Origin of the sequence: Amycolatopsis sp. NPDC098790 (genome assembly GCF_044759945.1) — a bacterium.
Taxonomy (GTDB): Bacteria; Actinomycetota; Actinomycetes; order Mycobacteriales; family Pseudonocardiaceae; genus Amycolatopsis.
This window is the reverse complement of record NZ_JBIWAI010000001.1, coordinates 1814414-1831799: the sequence shown is the minus strand read 5'-3', so window position 1 is coordinate 1831799 and position 17386 is coordinate 1814414. Positions and strand designations below refer to the sequence as shown.

Genomic DNA, 17386 nt, shown 5'->3' with positions numbered 1-17386 from the left:
GCCCGGTCCGCAAAATCCTTCAGAGCCAGCCTAGCAGCGGATACCTCGTCCTTTTCTCGATGTGAACCGACCCGATGATGTGCTCGACGTAGGCGATGTCCGGCTCCTCGGAGTCATCGAATCCCGCAACGGTCACGCTGCCGAACTGCCCGGGGTAGGCACCGACCTCCTCGGCCACCACCTGGACCGTCACGTTCGGCAAGGCGGCCCGCTCGATGATGTTCCGCAGCTGCTCCTGGCGCGCCTTCCCGTAGAGGATCGGCCGCCGCAGGGTGCTCTCGTCGATGATCGCGTGATAGGCGAGGAGCGGCTCCTCGGTCAGCCGCAACTGGCGCCGCAGGCGCACGGCCACCTGGTTCTCCAGGACCTTCGGCTTCATCGGCACCCGCGCCGCCACGAAGACCTCGCGCATGTACGCCTCCGTCTGCAGCAGTCCGGGGATGTAGCCGAACTGGAACTCCTGCACCTTGCTCGCCTCGGCTTCGATGGGGAGGAAGCCGCGATTGCCCACCCCATAGTGGTGCCACCAGCCCTTCTCCTTCGCGCGGTCGTAGCTGGAGATGTACTCGTCCCAGTCGGAGACGATCACCCCGTAGCGGTCCAGGAGCGCGCGAAAGTCGTGGTAGGGCGGCAGGTACCCCATCTCGATGCGCGACATCTTGCTCGTCGACATGCGCAGCGGCGCGCCGGCTTCGTCCTGCGTCATGCCGAGCCGTTCGCGCATGCGCTTCAGCTGACGCCCCATCTGCCGCGCGGGCAGGTTCGGCTCACCCACGACGTCTGACCCCTCGGAACCACATGGGCACGGATAGTAAGCCCCGGGTCTGACGATCTGGGATTCCCACGTGCACAAGTTTCTTTGCACAACTTTCTTTGTACGGCTACATTGGGGGTCATGACCAGCGCTCCACCACCGGAAGAACTGGACCCGGACGTCCTGAAGGCCGTCACGCACCCGTTGCGCCGCCGGATACTCGGCGTGTTGTCCGCGGGCCCGGCCACCGCCACGAAGCTCGCGCAGACGCTCGGCGAGAACACCGGCGCGACCAGCTACCACCTGCGGGAGCTGGCGCGGTTCGGGTTCGTCGAGGACGTCCCGGAGCTGGCCAAGGGCAAGGAACGGTGGTGGCGGACGCGGCCGCGGGACATCCGGTGGCCGCGCCGCAGTTCGCAGAGCGCCGAATCCCGCGTGCTGTTCGACGACATGCAGCGCCAGGGGTTCGAGGACGACCTCGAAAAGCTGAACCGGTTCGCGGAGGCGCGTGACGAGCTGCCCGGCGACTGGCCGGACGCGCTGCTCTACGCGCGTGGCGGCACGTGGCTCACCGCGGAGGAACTGAAGCAGTTCTGGGACGACTACATGGAGCTGTTCCGCCGGTACTGGCGGCCCGAGGACGACCGGTCACCGGAAGCGCGGCGCGTGCTCGTGCGCCTGCTCGCGTTCCCGGACCCAGGGGAATCGACATGACAGGGGATCTCACATGCGAAGAGGGGCGCTACTACTACTGGCCGGGGTGATCCTGGCTGTTTCGGCACCGCCGGCATCCGCCGCCGACGGGTCGGACGTGACTTTCACGAACGGCGGAGTGACGTTGCACGGCAGCGTCGTCGCACCGCCGGGGGGAACGAAACTGCCGGGCCTGGTGATGGTCCACGGCTCGGGGGAACACAGCCGTGAGGACTACCGCGACCAGGCGGAAGCCTTTGCGCGTCAAGGAATAGCGACACTCATCTACGACAAGCGCACCGAGGGGTATTCGCAGTTCTCACGGTCGTATTCGACACTGGCGGACGATGCGCTGGCGGCCGTCGAGGCGTTGCGGAAACGTCCTGAGGTGGACCCGTCGCGAGTCGGCGTCTGGGGGCTGAGCGAAGGCGGCTGGGTGGCGCCGCTGACGGCTTCCCGTTCCGCGGACGTGGCTTTCGTGGTGACGCTGGGGGCGAACGGGGTGGAACCGTCGCGGCAACAGGCGTGGGCGATCGAAAACCAGTTGCGGCGCTTGGGGATGGACGGGTCGATGGTGCGGATGGCGTCGTCGACGATGATGCGCCAGCTCGTCGGTGGCGGCGTGTTCCCGGAGGCGTACTACGACCCGGTACCGGTGCTGAAGAGCCTGCGCCAGCCGGTATTGGGGCTGTGGGGCGCGAAGGACGTCCTGACGCCGCCGGGGGAAGCGGTCCGGATCTTCCAGGAGTCATTGGCGCACTACACGTTGCGGGTGTTCCCGGACGCGCAACACCAGCTGCGTCGCACTACGGACGGCTACGACAAGCTGCCCGGCTACGCACCGGGCTACCTGGAATCGGTGGGCACGTGGGTGCACGACCTGCCTGCCGCGTCTTCGGCTGACGCGCCGCCCGCGCAGGACCGGCAGAGCACGTCCGTGACGCCGTTGGCCTGGTACGAGTCGACGTGGCTCCAGCTGGCCGTGCTGGCGTTCTTGCTGGTGGCGTTCGGTTTCGGCCTGCGCCGCGGCACGCGCCGGCTGGGCGTGACGGGGTTGCTGACGGTGGTGGGCTTCCTCGGCGTCGACGTGCTGATCCAGGTGACGATGGGCCGGAGCCTGGGCCCGGTGGTGCTGGGCAGGCCGCTGCCGTGGCTGGCGTTGCAGCTGCTGGCGGTGGGCACGGTGGCCGCCACCATCGCCACGGCGGTGACGTGGTGGCGGCACCGAACCCCACGTCTCGGCGTAACCCTGGCCGGCGGCGTGGTGTTCGTCCCCTGGGCTCTGTATTGGGGACTGCTGGGGATCTAGGCGGAGTAGCCCTTCGGCGGGATCAGCGTCGCGAGCTGGTTGAAGCTGAGCCAGTAGATCTGGTTCCCGCCGAAGCTCGCCGGATCGGCGATCTTGACGGTCATGTCCGAGCTGTCGTAACCGATGATCGTGAAGTAGTGGTAGATGGTGTAGTTCGGGTAGCCGGGCGGGTGGTTGTTCGCGGGGGCGACGATGTTGGCGACGATGGCGTAGCCGTTGTTGATGTCGAGGGTGATGTCCCGCCAGAGCAGGTCGCGCTGGGCCTGGGTGGGCGGGTCGTTCGGCATTTCCTTGGTCTCGTACCAGGAGGTGCCGAGGTCTTGGTTGAGAACGCCGGTGACCTGCCCGATCCAGTCGGTGCCGTTGGTGGTGGTCCCGAGCTGCGAGGCGAGCGCGCCTTGACTGGGCAGGTTCCCGGTCCGCGCGGACATGGCGATCCGCGTGGCGGCGGGGCCGCACCAGTACCCGGTTTCCTGAACTTGGTACTGGATGTTGAGGACGGCTTCGGTGGTGGCTTGGGCGACGGCGGGCAGGCCGACGAGCCCGAGGGTGGCTGCGAGCGCGACGAATCCCGCGCGGAATCTACGCATGGCGATCCTTCCCCAGTTGTGGCGCCGGTTGGTTGGCGCCTCACGAGGATGATCGCGGTGCGGGGTGGGGTTCGTCTCTCACCCCACCCCGGATGGATCACGCCGAAAGGTGGTCTTTGACCTGTTTCAGCCACTCGAGGCAGGTGAGGCCGTCCCGGGCGGGGTCGTAGCTGGCCCAGCCTTCGACGAGCCAGATCCGATGGGCCACGACCTCGTCCATACCGGCGGCGAAGAGGGTGTCGAGTTCGGCGACGATGGCTCGCTTCTTTTCGTCCAGGCCCTCGTAAGCATCATCGATAACGCCGAGCGGCGTCTCGGCGTCCATGTCGTAGTCCTGATCGAAGTGCCCGGCCAGGTCCGCGAGTGCCGCGAAAGAAGGGGTCGCATTCACCGGGAGAGAACTCGTCCGGGTCTGCACCTCCCGGGCGAAAGCGCGCAGTGCGTCCCGCCGCAGCTCGACCAGCTCCGCCATTTCGGCCTCGGAAGCGGCGAGGTGCGGGTAGGCGAGCACCAGCTCGTACCCGTCACCACGGCCGGCTCGCCACCCAGCCGGAACCTCGCTGTCGAGGACCTCGAACACGCTGGTCGCGTACCACTCGGGGTCGCGGTCGTCGTTGCGGACGAGGTAGGCCGGGCCTTTCTCGAACAGCGCAAACCCGTAGACCTCGTACTCCCGGCCTTGCGTCAGCTTGAACTCGGCCGGAAACACGTAAGTCAAACCATAGGCAGGCGCCACCCGCTGCCCGCCGGACTCGGCGGTGCACTTCACGATCATCGAGTCACGCCCGCAAGGTGGTCCCGAACCTGCTTGAGCCACTCGAGGCAGGTGAGGCCGTCCCGGGCGGGGTTGTAGCTGGCCCCGCCCTCGACGAGCCAGATCCGATGCGCGACGACGTCGTCCATGCCGGCGGCGAAGAGGGCGTCGAGTTCGGCCACGATGGCCTGCTTCTCGTCGTCAAGGCCCCCGTAGACGTCATCGATGAGGCCGAGCGGCGTGTCGGCGACCAAGTCGTGGTCCTGGTGAAACTGCTCGGCGAGCTCGAGGAGCACGTCGAAGGGAGGCGTCGCATCCACCGGGAGCGCGCTGGTCCTCGCCTGCACCTCCCGGGCGAAGGGCCGTAGCGCGACCTGCCGCAGTTCGACCAGCTCGGCCATGGCGGTCTCCGAGGCCGCCAGTTCCGGGTAGGCGAGCACCAGCTCGTACCCATCACCCCGACCGGCGCGCCAGCCGACCGGAACCTCGCTGTCGAGGACCCGGAACACGCTGGTCGCGTACCACTCGGGGTCGCGGTCGTCGTTGCGGACGAGATAGGCCGGGCCTTTCTCGAACAGCGCGAACCCGTAGACCTCGTACTCGCGGCCGGGGATCAACTCGAACTCGGGCGGACCGAGGTAGGTCCAGCCGTAGTCGGGCGCCACCCGTTGACCGCCGCTGTCGGCGGTGCACTTCACGATCATCGAAATCCCCCCATGTCCACCGTGAACGCTATCGTCTCCTGCGGGCAACTGGGGGCATGCAGGTGATCCACGAGGGTCCGGAGATCTGGGGGCACGACCGCCCGGACCTGGGCGGAGCCGAGCCCGGGCCGGCGTTCGGGCGGCTCTTCGACACCCATGCCGCCGCTCTCCGGCGGTACCTCGCCCGGCGCGTCGGGATCGAGCCCGCCAACGATCTCGTCGCCGAGACCTTCCTCGTCGCGCTCAAGCGGCGGGAGTCCTACCGGCCGGAGCTCGGCACCGCGCGCTCCTGGCTCTACGGCATCGCCACCAACCTGCTGCGCCACCACGTGCGGTCCGAGCTGCGCGGCCTGCAGGCCACCGCGCGGCTCGCCCGCACCGGGGAGCACACCCACGCCGCGCACGACGGGCGCGTTGCCGAGCAGGTTGATGCCCAAGTGCGGGCCGCGCAGCTCGCCGGGGCTCTCGCCAAGCTCAACCCCGCCGACCGCGACACGCTGCTGCTCGTCTCGTGGGCCGGGCTCGAACCGGCCGAGGTCGCCGAAGCGCTCGGCATCCCGCCCGGTACCGTCCGGTCCCGGCTGCACCGGATCAGACGCTGGCTCAGGACGAACGCCCCGGCTCAAGAGGAGGTGCAGGACCTTGCGTGAAGACAACGTCCGGAAGATCTGGTCCGACGCCGAACTCGACGCGGCCCTGGCCGACCTGCACGACGACGTCGACGAAGACGACGGGCTCGCCTTCGCCCGCGCGTCCCTGATGACGGCGGCCGGCACCGCCGAAGCGCCACCGGAGCCACGCCGGCGCGGAAGGTCGCGGTGGATCGCGGTGGCCGCGGCCGTCGTCACGCTGCTGGGCGGCGTTGGGCTCGCCGTTTCGCTGCGGCCGCCCGCGCCGGAGCCGGCCCGCCCGGCGACGTCGCTCGCCTACCTGGACCGCCCGCTGGCACCGGGCGAGTTCCACTACGCGCAACGGCTCACCTGGGTGCCGGAAATCGTGCTCGGCAGGCAGGTCAACGTCCAGCGCAAGGTGGAGCTGTGGATCCCCGCCGACCCGAAGGGGACCTGGCACCGCCGCACGATGTGGACCGGCGCGATCGACGGCCTGCCGCCGGGCGACCGCGCGCAGGTGAACCGCGCCCCGAAGGACGAATTCGGCCCGGCCGGCGTGTTCCCCGGCGAACCGCTCCGGACCGGGATGATGCGGCCCGGGTGGAACACCCCGCTGACGAACTGGCTGTCGCCCGACGCCGGGCTGGTGGCATCGCTGGGCTCGGACCCGGCGAAGCTGGTCAAGCGCCTGCTGTACGACACGATCGACGTCACCGAGGACGGCCGGGCGCACACCGCCACCGAGGCGCTCACGATGGTGCGGATGGTGCTGGAGCTGGGCCTGGCCCCGAAGCCGGTCCGCGAAGGCCTGCGCGACGCCCTCAGCGGGATCGCCATGGCGGCCGCGACCCCCGGCGAGGCCCCGGACGGCCGCCCGGCCACCGTCGTCACCGCGAGGGACACGGGCCAGCGCCTGTACTTCGACCCGGCGACGGCCCAGCTGCTGGCCTGGGACTTCCCGCCGGGCACCCCGGCGACGACCACCACCAGCCTGGAGGTCCCGCTGAGCGCGCCCGTGGCACCACCGAGTTCGGCGGGTCCGCCGGCCACGACCACCCAGAACACCGTGCCGCTCGCGCCGCAGCTCCCCCGGGCCCCGGCGACGGTGTACTTCTTCGCCATCACCGGGACCTCGGGGTGATCAGCGGGCGTGATTGGCCGCGTTCAACGCGTCTGCGACGTTCGCCACCTCCAACACGCGGATCCCCGCCGGCGGCTTCCCGGAGTCCGGCGGGACCAGGGCGTGCGTGAAGCCCAGCCGCGCGGCCTCGGCCAGCCGCCGCCCGACGCTCGGCACCCGGCGGATCTCGCCGGCCAGGCCGACCTCGCCGACTGACACCAGCCGGGGCGACAAAGCGACGTCTTCGAAGCTCGACGTCAGCGCCAGCACCAGCGCCAGGTCGATCCCGGGTTCGGTGATCTTCATGCCGCCGACGGTGGCGGTGTAGACGTCCTTGTCGCCCAGCTTCAGCCCACCGCGCTTTTCGAGGACGGCCAGGACCATCGCCACGCGCGCCGAGTCCAGCCCGCTCACCGCGCGCCGCGGCTGCGGCGCCGACGTCGACGACACCAGCGCCTGGACCTCGCCCAGCAGCGGCCGCTTGCCTTCGAGGGAGACGGTGATCGCCGTGCCGGGGACCGGCTCCGCCGTGCGGCTGATGAACAGCCCCGACGGGTCCGGCACGCCGACGATGCCTTCTTCCTGCAGCTCGAAGCAGCCGATCTCGTCGGCCGCGCCGAAGCGGTTCTTGATGCCGCGGACCATCCGCAGCGTCGAGTGCTTGTCGCCCTCGAACTGCAGCACGACGTCCACCAGGTGTTCGAGGACGCGCGGGCCGGCGACCGAGCCGTCTTTCGTGACGTGCCCCACCAGGACGACGGGCAGGCCGCGCTCCTTGGCCAGCGCGACGAGCCCGGACGTCACCGCGCGCACCTGCGTGACGCCGCCCGGCGAGCCGTCCACCTGCGGCGATGCCATCGTCTGCACCGAGTCGACGATCAGCACGCCCGGTTTGACGTCGTCGACGTGCCCGAGGATGGCCGAGAGGTCGCTCTCGGCGGCGAGGTACATGCGGTCGTGGACGTTGCCCGTTCGCTCAGCGCGCAACCGGACCTGGCCCGCGGACTCCTCGCCGGTGACGTACAGAGACCTGTCGACGGTCTTCGCCCACTGGTAAGCGACTTCGAGCAGCAGGGTCGACTTGCCGACACCGGGCTCACCGGCGAGCAGGACGACGGCACCCGGGACGAGGCCACCACCGAGCACCCGGTCGAGTTCCGAGACGCCGGTGCGGCGAGCGCGCGCGGCTTCGACGTCGACCTCGCCGATGGGCCGCGCGGGCGCGCTGGGCGCCCCGGCGGCGACGCGCTGGATGGCCGGCTTCACCGGCGCCCCGCGTTCCTCGAAGGAGCCCCATTCCTGGCACTCCGGACACCGGCCCAGCCACTTGGCCGCTTCGTACCCGCAGCTCCCGCAGCGGTAGGTGGTCCCTTTCTTCACCCCGCGAGGCTATCGGCGACCACCGACAAAACCGGGGACCTACTCCTTGACGTGCGCCGGAGCCGCGACCGGCAGCTCCACGGTGACCGGGCCCGCGTTCTGGAAGACGAACGTCACCTTGATGGTCTGCGCCGGCCACAGCGGCTGCTTCAGCGCCGCCAGCTTGACCGTGGCCTGGCCGACCTTCTCGGGCGCCGTCGGCGTCGCGGCCGGGCCGGAAGACGGGACCTCGGACGTCGACGACGCCGTCAGGCTGCCCGGCGTGTTCGTCTCGGTCTTGGTGGGCGTCGAGCCGGCGGACGTGCCCGTCGAGGACGGCGCGCTCGGCGGTGTGGTCTGCACCTCATTGGTGGACTCGACCGCGTCGTCCGGGCCGATCACCAGTGAGTGCGCCGCGACGACGGTCTTGGAGCCGCCGATGGTCGCCTGGGTGCCGTCCTCGGTCGTCACCGAGACGAGCGAGTCGTCCTGGGTGCCGATGTTCACGACGGTCAGCGTCAGCGACGGGGTCGCGCCGGCCGGGTAGCCGGGACCCGACGTCGGGTACTGCACCGCGGCGTCACGCAGGACAATGGTCTTGACCTGGGCATACGTGCCGTTGACCGCAGGCTGCTGCGAGTCGGTCTGGGTGAGTTGGCCGGCCCCGCACCCGGCGAGCGCGAGCGCGGCACCGAGCGCCAGCACGCCCGCGCCGAGCACGCGACGATTCTGCAGCCTCACGTCGCAGTCCTTCCAGTTTCACGGCCTCGTCCCCGCGAAGACTAGCCGGGCGCGATCTCCGAGGCAGAACCGGTCCGCGTTGCGCCCAAGATCAACCGTCCACAAAGGAATTCGTTGTGCCTGGTGAAACCCGTCCCGGTCACCTGCATGAGCACGGGCGTCGGACGTTTGTCAACCCCCGCCCAGGCCGCTGACCTGCGAGGACGAGTCCGGCCCGCTAGGTGGGCACTGGCGGACCGTGCTAGGATGGAGTCAGCGAAAGGGGCAGAGGACACATGGTTTTCAAGGTCGGAGAGACCGTCGTCTACCCGCACCACGGTGCCGCACTCATCGAAGCCATCGAGACCCGCGTGATCAAGGGCGAGGAAAAGAAGTACCTCGTCCTCAAGGTCGCGCAAGGGGATCTCACGGTTCGCGTGCCCGCTGACAACGCCGAGATCGTAGGCGTGCGCGATGTCGTCGGGCAAGAAGGACTGGACAAGGTCTTCGACGTTCTGCGTGCTCCGCACACCGAGGAGCCAACCAACTGGTCTCGTCGGTACAAGGCCAACCTCGAGAAGCTCGCCTCCGGCGATGTGAACAAGGTGGCCGAAGTGGTGCGCGACCTCTGGCGGCGAGAGAAGGACCGCGGGCTTTCGGCAGGCGAGAAGCGCATGCTCGCCAAGGCGCGGCAAATTCTGGTCAGCGAGCTCGCGCTCGCGGAGGGCACCGACGAGGACAAGGCTGAAGTCCTCCTCGACGAAGTTCTGGAAACCGCGACGGTCTGAGCCCAAGGCGTCTGCTCGACGGGCGGGCAGGTGCCTCTACGATCGCGAACCGATGAACGTCGTCGTGATCGTGACCGTCGCACATCATGCCTCCGACGGAGAGCTCGCTCTCACGCCGGTCCATGGTGAGGCGCTACTCACGCACACCGTGCGGGGGCTGCTCGGCGTACCGGAGATCGATCTGGTGCTCGTGGCGGCCCCCCAGCGGTGTGCGTCGTCGTTTTCCGAGGCCTTGCGCGGCCTCGATTGCCGGGTCGTCCCCGGCTCGCTCCGGCAGGCGTTCGCCGCCGTCGAGCCCGATCTTCCCCGTGACTCAGTTGTACTCCTCCACGACGCTTTGCGTGCCTTCATTCCTGCGGAGACGGTGCGTGACGTGATCACCGCGGTGGGTGACGCCCCGATCGTCGTCCCGGTGCTCCCGATGGCGGACACGGTGAAGGTGACCTCAGCCGACTCGCTCATCGTCGGCACGGAGGACCGGACGCACCTGCGCACCGTCCAGACCCCGATCGGCTACACGCTGCCGGCGTTCCTGGCCGCGGCCGACCCGTGGGACGTGGCCGGCGCGGCACTGGTGGACGGCCACCCGGACGCGATGCGCGTCACAACGGAGTTCGAACTGTCCCTGGCCGAGGCGATCGCGGCGGCACCGAAGAACGAGGAGACGCTGTGAGGATCGGCAACGGAGTCGACGTCCACCCGATCGAGGCCGGCCGCGAGTGCTGGATGGCGGGGTTGTCGTGGCCGGGCGTGGACGGTTGCGCCGGCCATTCGGATGGGGATGTGGCTTCGCACGCGCTGTGCGACGCGTTGCTGTCGGCGGCCGGGCTGGGGGATTTGGGGGCGGTGTTCGGGACGGGTGATCCGCGGATGGACGGTGCCCATGGGGTGGACATGTTGGTGGAAGTTCGGGGGTTGATTTCGGCTGCCGGTTGGCGGGTCGGGAACGCTTCGGTGCAGATCGTGGGCAACGCGCCTCGCGTGGGGAAGCGGCGCGAAGAGGCGCAGAAGGTGCTGTCGGAGGCCGTCGGGGGGCCGGTGAGCGTGTCGGGGACGACTTCGGATGGGTTGGGGCTCACGGGGCGCGGCGAGGGGATCGCGGCCTTCGCGACGGCGTTGCTGCTGGCGGCGGAGGAATAGCCCCCCTCCGGCGTCGCGAATGACTCATTCGGGACCTCCGAAGCCCCGAATGAGTCATTCGCGACGTTCTCCGCCGCGGGCCCCGGCTCGAACTCAACTGAACCGCCGGTGATGCCGCCGACCTGCGCCCGCCGAAAGTCCGTCGGGTCCCAAGTGGCGCGATCCAGTCTTGGCAGCAGCCAGGACTTGAAGGTCGCGAATGTCGCATTCGGGACGTGGGAGGTCTCGAATGAGGCATTCGCGGCACCGCCGCGTTCTCCGGGCGGCCGAGGACGATCGCCGTTCCGGCTTGAAGCGCGAGCCGAAGGAGACCTTTCACCTTCCAGTGCGCCCTGAGCAGAGGCGGGAATGAGCACGCGCGACTTTGCCGGAGGAGGGCGGGGGCCGCCTGCGAGGCGGCGCGGCCCGGAATAGGCCCCTTCCCGCGCCGGTTCGGCGTGACATGCCCCTCACCCTCCCCGACTCCGTCCGCGCCCTGATCGACGGCAAGAACTTCGCCACCGTCGCGACCCTCGACCCCGACGGCGGCCCCCAAACCTCGATCGTCTGGATCGGCCTCGACGACGGCGATCTCGTCTTCAGCGCCACCGAGGACCGCCGGAAGGTCCGCAACCTGCGTCGCGACCCGCGCCTCAGCGTCTCCATCACCGACGCGACCGATCCCTACCGCCACACCCAGCTGCGCGGCACCGCCACCATCACCCCCGACCCCGGCAAAACCCTCCCGAAGACCCTCAGCCACAAGTACCTCGCCCAGGACCCGCCGCCGGAAAGCGAGACAACCGAGCGCGTCATCGTCCGCCTGAAAGTCGAAAAGATCGCCGGCAACGTGAAATAGGGTCCAGACCATGTTCAACGAAGCCACCAAGGCCCTCCTCGACGGCACCAACTACCCCGTCGTCGCCACCACCAACGCCGACGGCTCGCCGCAAAGCTCGGTCGTCTGGGCGAAACGGGACGGCGACACCGTCCTCTTCGTGACCGTCCAGGGCCGGCGCAAGGAACGCAACATCCAGCGCGACCCCCGCGTCTCGCTCTCCGTCTTCGACCTCGCCGATCCCGAGAACTACGTCGAGATCCGCGGGCGCGCCGAGGTCACCGTCGAAGGCGGCCCCGAGCTGAACGACGAACTCGCCCGGAAGTACACCGGCACGACCTTCCCGCCCGAGCCGCCGGAGGTGGTGCGCGTGCTCGTGCGCGTTGTCCCCGAACACATCACAGGGCATTCCGCCTGATGATCCCGTTAGGCTGAACCCATGACGATCAGGGCCGTGTTGTTCGACTACTCCGGCACGCTCTTCCGGCTCGAGCAGGACGAGTCCTGGCTCACCGAACTGACCAACCACGACGGCGAGCCGCTGGACATCGAGGCGCAGGCCGAGCTCATGCGGCGGATGACCGCCCCCGTCGGGCAGGTCGTCGAGCTGGACGCCGAGCACGTGCACGCCTGGCGGGAGCGCGACCGCGACCCCGTGCTGCACCGGAAGGTCTACCTCGAGGTGCTCAAGAAGTCCGGCGTCCCCCACCGCGACCAGGCCGAAGCCCTCTACAACCGGCTCATCGACCCCAGCCAGTGGACGCCGTACCCGGACACCGAAGCCGCCCTCAAGGCGGCGTCCGAGCGGGGCCTGAAGGTCGGCGTGCTGAGCAACATCGCCTTCGACATCCGGCCGGCCTTCACCGCGCGCGGGTGGGACGCCTACGTCGACGAGTTCGTCCTGTCCTTCGAGGTCGGCGCCATCAAGCCGGAGCTGGAGATCTTCCGCACGGCCGTCACGGCGCTCGGCGTCCCGGCCACCGAGACGCTGATGGTCGGCGACAGCGAGGAGGCCGACGGCGGCGCCCGCGCGCTCGGCTGCGAGTTCGCGCTGGTCGACCCGCTGCCGACCGCCGACCGGCCGGACGCCCTGCTCACGGCCCTGCGCACCCACGGCGTCGGCTGACACCCAGAGACGTCGCTCACGCCCGACCCCGTACCCTTTCAGGGTGGCCCTTCACCTTTTCGACACAGCGACCCGGAGCGTGCGGGAGTTCCACCCCGTCCGTAGCGGAACGGCGTCGATCTACGTGTGTGGCGCCACCGTGCAGGGCGTGCCGCACATCGGGCACGTCCGCGGGGTCCTGAACTACGACGTCCTGCGCCGCTGGCTCGTCCACAGTGGACTCGACGTGCTGCTGGTCCGCAACGTCACGGACATCGACGACAAGATCCTGACCAAGGCCGCCGAAGCCGGCCGGCCCTGGTGGGAGTGGGGCGCGACGCACGAGCGCGCCTTCGAGACCGCGTACGAGCAGCTGGGCTGCCTGCCGCCGTCGGTCAACCCGCGCGCGACCGGGCACGTCACCCAGATGGTCGAGCTGATGGAACGCCTCATCGAGGGCGGCCACGGCTACGTCGCGGACGGCGACGTCTACTTCTCGGTCAAGTCGTTCGACGAGTACGGCAAGCTCTCCGGCCAGGTCCTCGAGGACGTCCAGCAGGGCGAGACGCCGACCCGCGGCAAGCGCGACCCCCGCGACTTCACCATGTGGAAGAGCGCGAAGCCCGGCGAGCCGTCGTGGCCGACGCCGTGGGGACACGGCCGCCCGGGCTGGCACCTGGAGTGCTCGGCGATGGCGACGGCGTACCTCGGCGCGGAGTTCGACATCCACGGCGGCGGCATCGACCTGGTCTTCCCGCACCACGAGAACGAGCGCGCCCAGTCGAACGCGGCCGGCGACGGCTTCGCGCGGTTCTGGCTGCACAACGCCTGGGTGACCATGTCGGGCGAGAAGATGTCGAAGTCGCTCGGCAACACCGTGTCGATCCCGTCGATGCTGGAGCGCTACCGGGCGCCCGAACTGCGCTACTACCTGGTGCAGCCGCACTACCGCTCGACCATCGAGTACTCCGACGGCGCGCTGTCCGAAGCCGCGCAGGGCTACCGGCGGATCGAGACGTTCCTGCGCCGCGCCGCGCAGTCGGGCGAGGTCGCGCTGGGCACGGTCCCGGTCGAGTTCGCCAACGCGCTCGACGACGACCTGGCCACGCCGCAGGCGTTCGCCGTGGTGCACAACACGGTCCGCGACGGTAACGCCGCGTTCGACGCGGGCGACACCCCCAAGGCACTCGACTTCGCCGCGGCTGTCCGCGCGATGACCGACGTGCTCGGCCTCGACCCGCTGTCCGCGCGCTGGTCCGAGGCGGGCGGTTCCGACACGCCCACCAAGGACGCGCTGTCCCGGATCGTCGAAGGGTTGCTGGCCGAGCGCCAGCAGGCCCGCGCCGAGAAGGACTTCGCCCGCGCGGACGCCGCCCGTGACCGCCTCTCGCAGGCGGGCATCGTGGTGGAGGACACCCCCAACGGTCCTCAGTGGACAGTCAAGTCCGACTGATCCCGTTACACAGCAAGGAAACTTTCACCATGGCAGGCAACTCGCGGCGCCAGGGCGCGATCCGCAAGACGGGCACCAAGAAGGGCGCCGTCGTCGGCTCGGGCGGGCAGCGCCGCAAGGCCCTCGAAGGCAAGGGCCCGACCCCGAAGGCGGAGGACCGGCCCGGGCACAAGGCGTACCGCCAGGCGAACGCGCAGACGAAGCGCGACCAGGCCCGTCAGAAGAAGGCCGACAAGCCGGAGCTGATCGCCGGGCGCAACCCGGTGGTCGAGGCGCTGCGCGCGGGCGTCCCCGCGACCGCGCTGTACGTCGCGCTGAACATCGAGATCGACGACCGCGTGAACGACGCCGTCCGGCTGGCCGGCGACAAGGGCATCTCGATCCTGGAAATCCCGCGCGAAGAGCTGGACCGCAAGACGAACCGGGCCGTGCACCAGGGCCTGGGCCTGCAGGTTCCGCCGTTCGAGTACGCGCACCCGGACGAGCTGATGGCCGCGGCCCGCAACTCGGGCGAGGTGCCGCTGTTCGTCGCGCTCGACGGCGTCACGGACCCGCGCAACCTGGGCGCGGTGATCCGCTCGGCGGCCGCGTTCGGCGCGCACGGCGTGCTGCTGCCGGAGCGGCGCAGCGCGGGCATGACGGCGGTGGCGTGGCGCACGAGCGCGGGCACGGCGGCGAAGCTGCCGATCGCGGTGGCGACGAACCTGACGCGTCAGCTCAAGGCGTGGGCGAACGAGGGCCTGATGCTGGTCGGCCTGGACGCCGACGGTTCGGTGGACATCGACGAGCTGGAGCTGGCGGCCGACCCGCTGGTCATCGTGCTGGGCTCGGAGGGCCGCGGGCTGTCGCGCCTGGTCCGCGAGACCTGCGACGCGACGGTGTCGATCCCGATGGCGGCGGGCGTGGAGTCGCTGAACGCGTCCGTGGCGGCCGGCGTGCTGCTGGCGGAGGTGGCGCGGCGCCGCCGTGTCGCCGGTCGGGTCTGACCGCACCACCCGGTCGGGTTAAGGTCACCATCGGATAAAGCCGAGGGGACCCGATGTCGTTCGTATCGCCACTGTTCCTGTGGTACTTCATGCCGGCGGTGCTGGTCGCCGTGCTGGTGTGCCCGCGGAGCTGGCGCAACGGCATCGTCGCGGTCGGCAGCCTGCTGTTCTACACGATCGGCGCGGGCCCGTTCGTGTTCCTGCTGCTGGGCTGCATGGTGGTCAACTTCCTGGCCGGCCCGCTGCTGGCCCCGAACCCGTTCGACGTCGACGGCGTCCGGCGGCGCCGCATCCTGATCGCGGTGGTGTCGCTGGACGTCGCGGTGCTGCTGATCTGGAAGTACGCGGGGTTCGCGACGCAGCAGATCGCGGCGGTCGCGCACTGGTTCGGCGGCAGCGTGCCGGTGGCGAGCCTGGTGGTGCCGATCGGCATCTCGTTCTACACGTTCCACCACATTTCGTACGTGGTCGACATCTACCGCGGCGAGCGCCAGGCACTGCGCAACCCGGTGGCGTTCGCGGCGTACATCGCGATGTTCCCGCAGCTGGTTGCGGGCCCGATCGTCCGGTACCGCGAGATCGCCGACCAGCTCCCGCAGCTGCGGTCGCACAGGTTGGACGACATCGCGGCGGGCTTCCCCCGGTTCGCGTTGGGGCTGTGCAAGAAGACGATCATCGCGGATTCGCTGAGCCCGCTGGTGGAAGCGTGCTTCAAGGTGCCCCCGGACGAGATGACGTTCGCGACGGCGTGGCTCGGCGCGATCGGCTACACGCTCCAGCTGTTCTTCGACTTCTCGGGTTATTCGGACATGGCGATCGGCCTGGGCCGCATGCTGGGGTTCCGGCTCCCGGAGAACTTCGCGAGGCCGTATTCCTCGGTGACGATCACGGAGTTCTGGCGCCGCTGGCACATGTCGCTGTCCCGCTGGTTCCGCGACTACGTGTACATCCCGTTGGGAGGCAACCGAAACGGGGCGGCCCACACGTACCGGAACTTGTGCATCGTGTTCGTGCTGACGGGCTTCTGGCACGGAGCGCAGTGGACGTTCCTGGTGTGGGGCTGCTACCACGGGGCCCTGCTGGTGATCGAGCGCAGGTTCGGCTTCGACCTGGACCCGTCGTCGCGCTGGCCGCGGCTGGCGCGCCGGGCGTTGACGATGCTGCTGGTGGTGTTCGGCTGGGTGTTCTTCAGGTCGGCGGACCTGGGCCACGCGCTGTCGATGATCGGCCACATGCTGATCCCGGACTTCGACGGCTTGGGCGCGGGAGTGGAAGAGGCGTTCACGAACCAGCGGCTGGTGTTGCTGCTCGCGGCGCTGGCGGTGTTCCTGCTGCCGGCCCACCCGGTGACGGGACCGCTGTTGGAGTCGTCGCGAAGCAAGCCGGCCACGGCGTTGCGCATCGGCGTGATGACGGTGGGGTTGGTGTACGCGGCAATCCTGATCGCGACGGGCACGTTCAGCCCGTTCTTGTACTACCAGTTCTGAGCGGAGCCCGAAGGATGAGCGAGCCGATCGACCTGGCCAAGGTGCCCGGCGTGATCCCGTACGTGGACAACCACGACGGTCCCCGCCGTCTCCTCACGATCGACATCCCCCACCTCGGCCACACCGTCCGCGCGTACGCCCCCATCGCCAGCATCGACGGCCGCCAATACATCGTCTCCTGGGGCGCCGTCACCTTCGAGATCCCCGCCGACCGCAACGTCCACGTGAGCGTCCACCTCCACACCAACAGCGGCTACGAGCACACGATCACCCCGTTCGCCTCGACCGTCCTCCCCCCGCACCCCGCCCCGATCCGCCTGCAGGCCCAGTTCGCGCCCAGCCACGGACCCCAGGGTGCGCTCGTCCCCGTCGGCTGATGCTCGCCACGCGGTACCTCTTCCTCACCCGCCACGGCGAAGCGGCTCCGACCGGCGAGCTCACCGAAGCCGGCCGCCGGCAGGCCGTCCTCCTCGGGCGGCGGCTGCGGGAGATCCCGATCAACGCCGTCCACCACGGTCCGCTCCCGCGCGCGAGCCAGACCGCCGCGCTCCTCGCCACCCAGCTGCCCGGCGTCCCCATCTACGTCGACAAAGCGGCCGGCGACTTCGTCCCCTACACGCCGATGCGCGAGGAGCTCCCCGAGACCTCCGGCGACCTCCTGCACGCCTTCGCGCGACAGCAGCCGCCCGCCGACGAAGAGCTCGCCGCCGAGGCCGAGCGGCGGTTCACCGGGCCCGTGCCGGGCGCCGAGACGCGGTACGAAGTGCTCGTCACGCACAACTTCCTCGCCGGCTGGCTCGTGCGCGCCTCGCAGGACGCGCCGCCGTGGCGGTGGCTCGCCCTGAACCACGCCAACGCCGCGCTGACCGTCATCCAGTACTCGCCGGGACGGCCCGCCGCCCTGCTGACGTACAACGACGTCGGGCACCTGACGGCCGATTTGCGCTGGACGGGTTTCTCACCGGAGTTTTACCTTCCGTAACCGGCGAACGCGGA

At 69.7% G+C, this 17386-nt stretch carries 21 protein-coding genes; 15 read left to right on the top strand and 6 right to left on the bottom strand.

Annotated elements, in window-relative coordinates; genetic code table 11:
* Positions 1 to 19: 19 nt before the first annotated feature.
* Positions 20 to 775 (bottom strand): helix-turn-helix domain-containing protein, encoded by a 756-nt coding sequence (locus tag ACIQWX_RS09210; RefSeq protein WP_400867529.1) that lies wholly within the window; start codon positions 773 to 775, stop codon positions 20 to 22.
* Positions 776 to 895: 120 nt separating this feature from the next.
* Between ACIQWX_RS09210 and ACIQWX_RS09205 the strand changes: the two genes are divergently transcribed.
* Together ACIQWX_RS09205 and ACIQWX_RS09200 are read left to right on the top strand one after the other, a co-directional pair.
* Positions 896 to 1468 carry an ArsR/SmtB family transcription factor gene (locus ACIQWX_RS09205; RefSeq protein WP_400867527.1) on the top strand — a complete coding sequence of 191 codons (573 nt, stop codon included), beginning with the start codon at positions 896 to 898 and terminating at the stop codon, positions 1466 to 1468.
* Between the two features lie 46 nt (positions 1469 to 1514).
* The gene (locus ACIQWX_RS09200; RefSeq protein ID WP_400869490.1) at positions 1515 to 2756 is read left to right on the top strand and encodes an alpha/beta hydrolase family protein; all 1242 of its coding nucleotides are present in this window, start codon (positions 1515 to 1517) and stop codon (positions 2754 to 2756) included.
* Here the strand turns inward: ACIQWX_RS09200 and ACIQWX_RS09195 are convergent.
* The 3 genes from ACIQWX_RS09195 to ACIQWX_RS09185 all read right to left on the bottom strand — a co-directional run bounded on the left by ACIQWX_RS09195 (position 2753) and on the right by ACIQWX_RS09185 (position 4804).
* The gene (locus ACIQWX_RS09195; RefSeq protein WP_400867525.1) at positions 2753 to 3346 is read right to left on the bottom strand and encodes a C39 family peptidase; all 594 of its coding nucleotides are present in this window, start codon (positions 3344 to 3346) and stop codon (positions 2753 to 2755) included. The genes ACIQWX_RS09200 and ACIQWX_RS09195 overlap by 4 nt on opposite strands.
* A 97-nt stretch (positions 3347 to 3443) precedes the next feature.
* Positions 3444 to 4121 carry a contact-dependent growth inhibition system immunity protein gene (locus ACIQWX_RS09190; protein WP_400867523.1) on the bottom strand — a complete coding sequence of 226 codons (678 nt, stop codon included), beginning with the start codon at positions 4119 to 4121 and terminating at the stop codon, positions 3444 to 3446.
* Complete coding sequence (locus ACIQWX_RS09185; protein ID WP_400867521.1) at positions 4118 to 4804, bottom strand: contact-dependent growth inhibition system immunity protein; 687 nt, start codon at positions 4802 to 4804, stop codon at positions 4118 to 4120. Before ACIQWX_RS09185 ends, ACIQWX_RS09190 begins: the two co-directional genes overlap by 4 nt.
* Positions 4805 to 4860: 56 nt before the next feature.
* Here ACIQWX_RS09185 and ACIQWX_RS09180 point away from each other — a divergent pair, with 56 nt between their 5' ends.
* Complete coding sequence (locus ACIQWX_RS09180; protein ID WP_400867519.1) at positions 4861 to 5454, top strand: RNA polymerase sigma factor; 594 nt, start codon at positions 4861 to 4863, stop codon at positions 5452 to 5454.
* Positions 5447 to 6556, top strand: coding sequence for a hypothetical protein (locus tag ACIQWX_RS09175; RefSeq protein ID WP_400867517.1), 1110 nt, complete (start codon positions 5447 to 5449; stop codon positions 6554 to 6556). The genes ACIQWX_RS09180 and ACIQWX_RS09175 overlap by 8 nt, the downstream gene beginning before the upstream one ends.
* Here the strand turns inward: ACIQWX_RS09175 and radA are convergent, their stop codons facing one another.
* Complete coding sequence (gene radA, locus ACIQWX_RS09170) at positions 6557 to 7915, bottom strand: DNA repair protein RadA (RefSeq protein WP_400867515.1); 1359 nt, start codon at positions 7913 to 7915, stop codon at positions 6557 to 6559. It abuts the gene before it with no gap.
* A 39-nt stretch (positions 7916 to 7954) separates the two neighbouring features.
* The gene (locus ACIQWX_RS09165) at positions 7955 to 8635 is read right to left on the bottom strand and encodes a hypothetical protein (protein WP_400867513.1); all 681 of its coding nucleotides are present in this window, start codon (positions 8633 to 8635) and stop codon (positions 7955 to 7957) included.
* Positions 8636 to 8910: 275 nt separating this feature from the next.
* On the opposite strand from ACIQWX_RS09165, the gene ACIQWX_RS09160 reads away from it, so the two are divergent.
* The 11 genes from ACIQWX_RS09160 (at position 8911) to ACIQWX_RS09110 (ending at position 17372) form a co-directional block, all read left to right on the top strand.
* Positions 8911 to 9402, top strand: a complete 492-nt coding sequence (locus ACIQWX_RS09160; RefSeq protein WP_004559016.1) for a CarD family transcriptional regulator — start codon at positions 8911 to 8913, stop codon at positions 9400 to 9402.
* A 52-nt stretch (positions 9403 to 9454) separates the two neighbouring features.
* Positions 9455 to 10075: a 2-C-methyl-D-erythritol 4-phosphate cytidylyltransferase gene (locus ACIQWX_RS09155; protein ID WP_400867511.1), complete on the top strand. Its 621-nt coding sequence runs from the start codon at positions 9455 to 9457 to the stop codon at positions 10073 to 10075.
* Positions 10072 to 10542: a 2-C-methyl-D-erythritol 2,4-cyclodiphosphate synthase gene (ispF, locus tag ACIQWX_RS09150; RefSeq protein ID WP_400867509.1), complete on the top strand. Its 471-nt coding sequence runs from the start codon at positions 10072 to 10074 to the stop codon at positions 10540 to 10542. Before ACIQWX_RS09155 ends, ispF begins: the two co-directional genes overlap by 4 nt.
* 442 nt (positions 10543 to 10984) lie before the next feature.
* The gene (locus ACIQWX_RS09145; RefSeq protein WP_400867507.1) at positions 10985 to 11380 is read left to right on the top strand and encodes a PPOX class F420-dependent oxidoreductase; all 396 of its coding nucleotides are present in this window, start codon (positions 10985 to 10987) and stop codon (positions 11378 to 11380) included.
* A gap of 10 nt (positions 11381 to 11390) precedes the next feature.
* The gene (locus tag ACIQWX_RS09140) at positions 11391 to 11777 is read left to right on the top strand and encodes a PPOX class F420-dependent oxidoreductase (protein ID WP_400867505.1); all 387 of its coding nucleotides are present in this window, start codon (positions 11391 to 11393) and stop codon (positions 11775 to 11777) included.
* A gap of 21 nt (positions 11778 to 11798) precedes the next feature.
* Positions 11799 to 12485: an HAD family hydrolase gene (locus ACIQWX_RS09135; RefSeq protein WP_400867503.1), complete on the top strand. Its 687-nt coding sequence runs from the start codon at positions 11799 to 11801 to the stop codon at positions 12483 to 12485.
* A gap of 43 nt (positions 12486 to 12528) precedes the next feature.
* Positions 12529 to 13917 (top strand): cysteine--tRNA ligase, encoded by a 1389-nt coding sequence (gene cysS, locus ACIQWX_RS09130; protein ID WP_400867501.1) that lies wholly within the window; start codon positions 12529 to 12531, stop codon positions 13915 to 13917.
* Positions 13918 to 13946: 29 nt separating this feature from the next.
* Positions 13947 to 14903: a 23S rRNA (guanosine(2251)-2'-O)-methyltransferase RlmB gene (rlmB, locus tag ACIQWX_RS09125; RefSeq protein ID WP_372669925.1), complete on the top strand. Its 957-nt coding sequence runs from the start codon at positions 13947 to 13949 to the stop codon at positions 14901 to 14903.
* A gap of 53 nt (positions 14904 to 14956) precedes the next feature.
* Complete coding sequence (locus tag ACIQWX_RS09120; protein WP_400867499.1) at positions 14957 to 16390, top strand: MBOAT family O-acyltransferase; 1434 nt, start codon at positions 14957 to 14959, stop codon at positions 16388 to 16390.
* Positions 16391 to 16404: 14 nt separating this feature from the next.
* Positions 16405 to 16767, top strand: coding sequence for a hypothetical protein (locus tag ACIQWX_RS09115; protein ID WP_400867498.1), 363 nt, complete (start codon positions 16405 to 16407; stop codon positions 16765 to 16767).
* Positions 16767 to 17372, top strand: coding sequence for a histidine phosphatase family protein (locus tag ACIQWX_RS09110; protein ID WP_400867497.1), 606 nt, complete (start codon positions 16767 to 16769; stop codon positions 17370 to 17372). The genes ACIQWX_RS09115 and ACIQWX_RS09110 overlap by 1 nt, the downstream gene beginning before the upstream one ends.
* Positions 17373 to 17386 lie beyond the last annotated feature (14 nt).

Excerpts from the sequence above, each read along its gene's own strand:
- ACIQWX_RS09205 (WP_400867527.1), top strand. The coding sequence starts at position 896 with ATGACCAGCGCTCCACCACCGGAAGAACTGGACCCGGACGTCCTGAAG.
- ACIQWX_RS09195 (WP_400867525.1), bottom strand. The coding sequence starts at position 3,346 with ATGCGTAGATTCCGCGCGGGATTCGTCGCGCTCGCAGCCACCCTCGGG.
- ACIQWX_RS09190 (WP_400867523.1), bottom strand. The coding sequence starts at position 4,121 with ATGATCGTGAAGTGCACCGCCGAGTCCGGCGGGCAGCGGGTGGCGCCT.
- ACIQWX_RS09185 (WP_400867521.1), bottom strand. The coding sequence starts at position 4,804 with ATGATCGTGAAGTGCACCGCCGACAGCGGCGGTCAACGGGTGGCGCCC.
- ACIQWX_RS09180 (WP_400867519.1), top strand. The coding sequence starts at position 4,861 with ATGCAGGTGATCCACGAGGGTCCGGAGATCTGGGGGCACGACCGCCCG.
- ACIQWX_RS09160 (WP_004559016.1), top strand. The coding sequence starts at position 8,911 with ATGGTTTTCAAGGTCGGAGAGACCGTCGTCTACCCGCACCACGGTGCC.
- ACIQWX_RS09155 (WP_400867511.1), top strand. The coding sequence starts at position 9,455 with ATGAACGTCGTCGTGATCGTGACCGTCGCACATCATGCCTCCGACGGA.
- ACIQWX_RS09145 (WP_400867507.1), top strand. The coding sequence starts at position 10,985 with ATGCCCCTCACCCTCCCCGACTCCGTCCGCGCCCTGATCGACGGCAAG.
- ACIQWX_RS09140 (WP_400867505.1), top strand. The coding sequence starts at position 11,391 with ATGTTCAACGAAGCCACCAAGGCCCTCCTCGACGGCACCAACTACCCC.
- ACIQWX_RS09135 (WP_400867503.1), top strand. The coding sequence starts at position 11,799 with ATGACGATCAGGGCCGTGTTGTTCGACTACTCCGGCACGCTCTTCCGG.
- rlmB (WP_372669925.1), top strand. The coding sequence starts at position 13,947 with ATGGCAGGCAACTCGCGGCGCCAGGGCGCGATCCGCAAGACGGGCACC.
- ACIQWX_RS09120 (WP_400867499.1), top strand. The coding sequence starts at position 14,957 with ATGTCGTTCGTATCGCCACTGTTCCTGTGGTACTTCATGCCGGCGGTG.
- ACIQWX_RS09115 (WP_400867498.1), top strand. The coding sequence starts at position 16,405 with ATGAGCGAGCCGATCGACCTGGCCAAGGTGCCCGGCGTGATCCCGTAC.
- ACIQWX_RS09110 (WP_400867497.1), top strand. The coding sequence starts at position 16,767 with ATGCTCGCCACGCGGTACCTCTTCCTCACCCGCCACGGCGAAGCGGCT.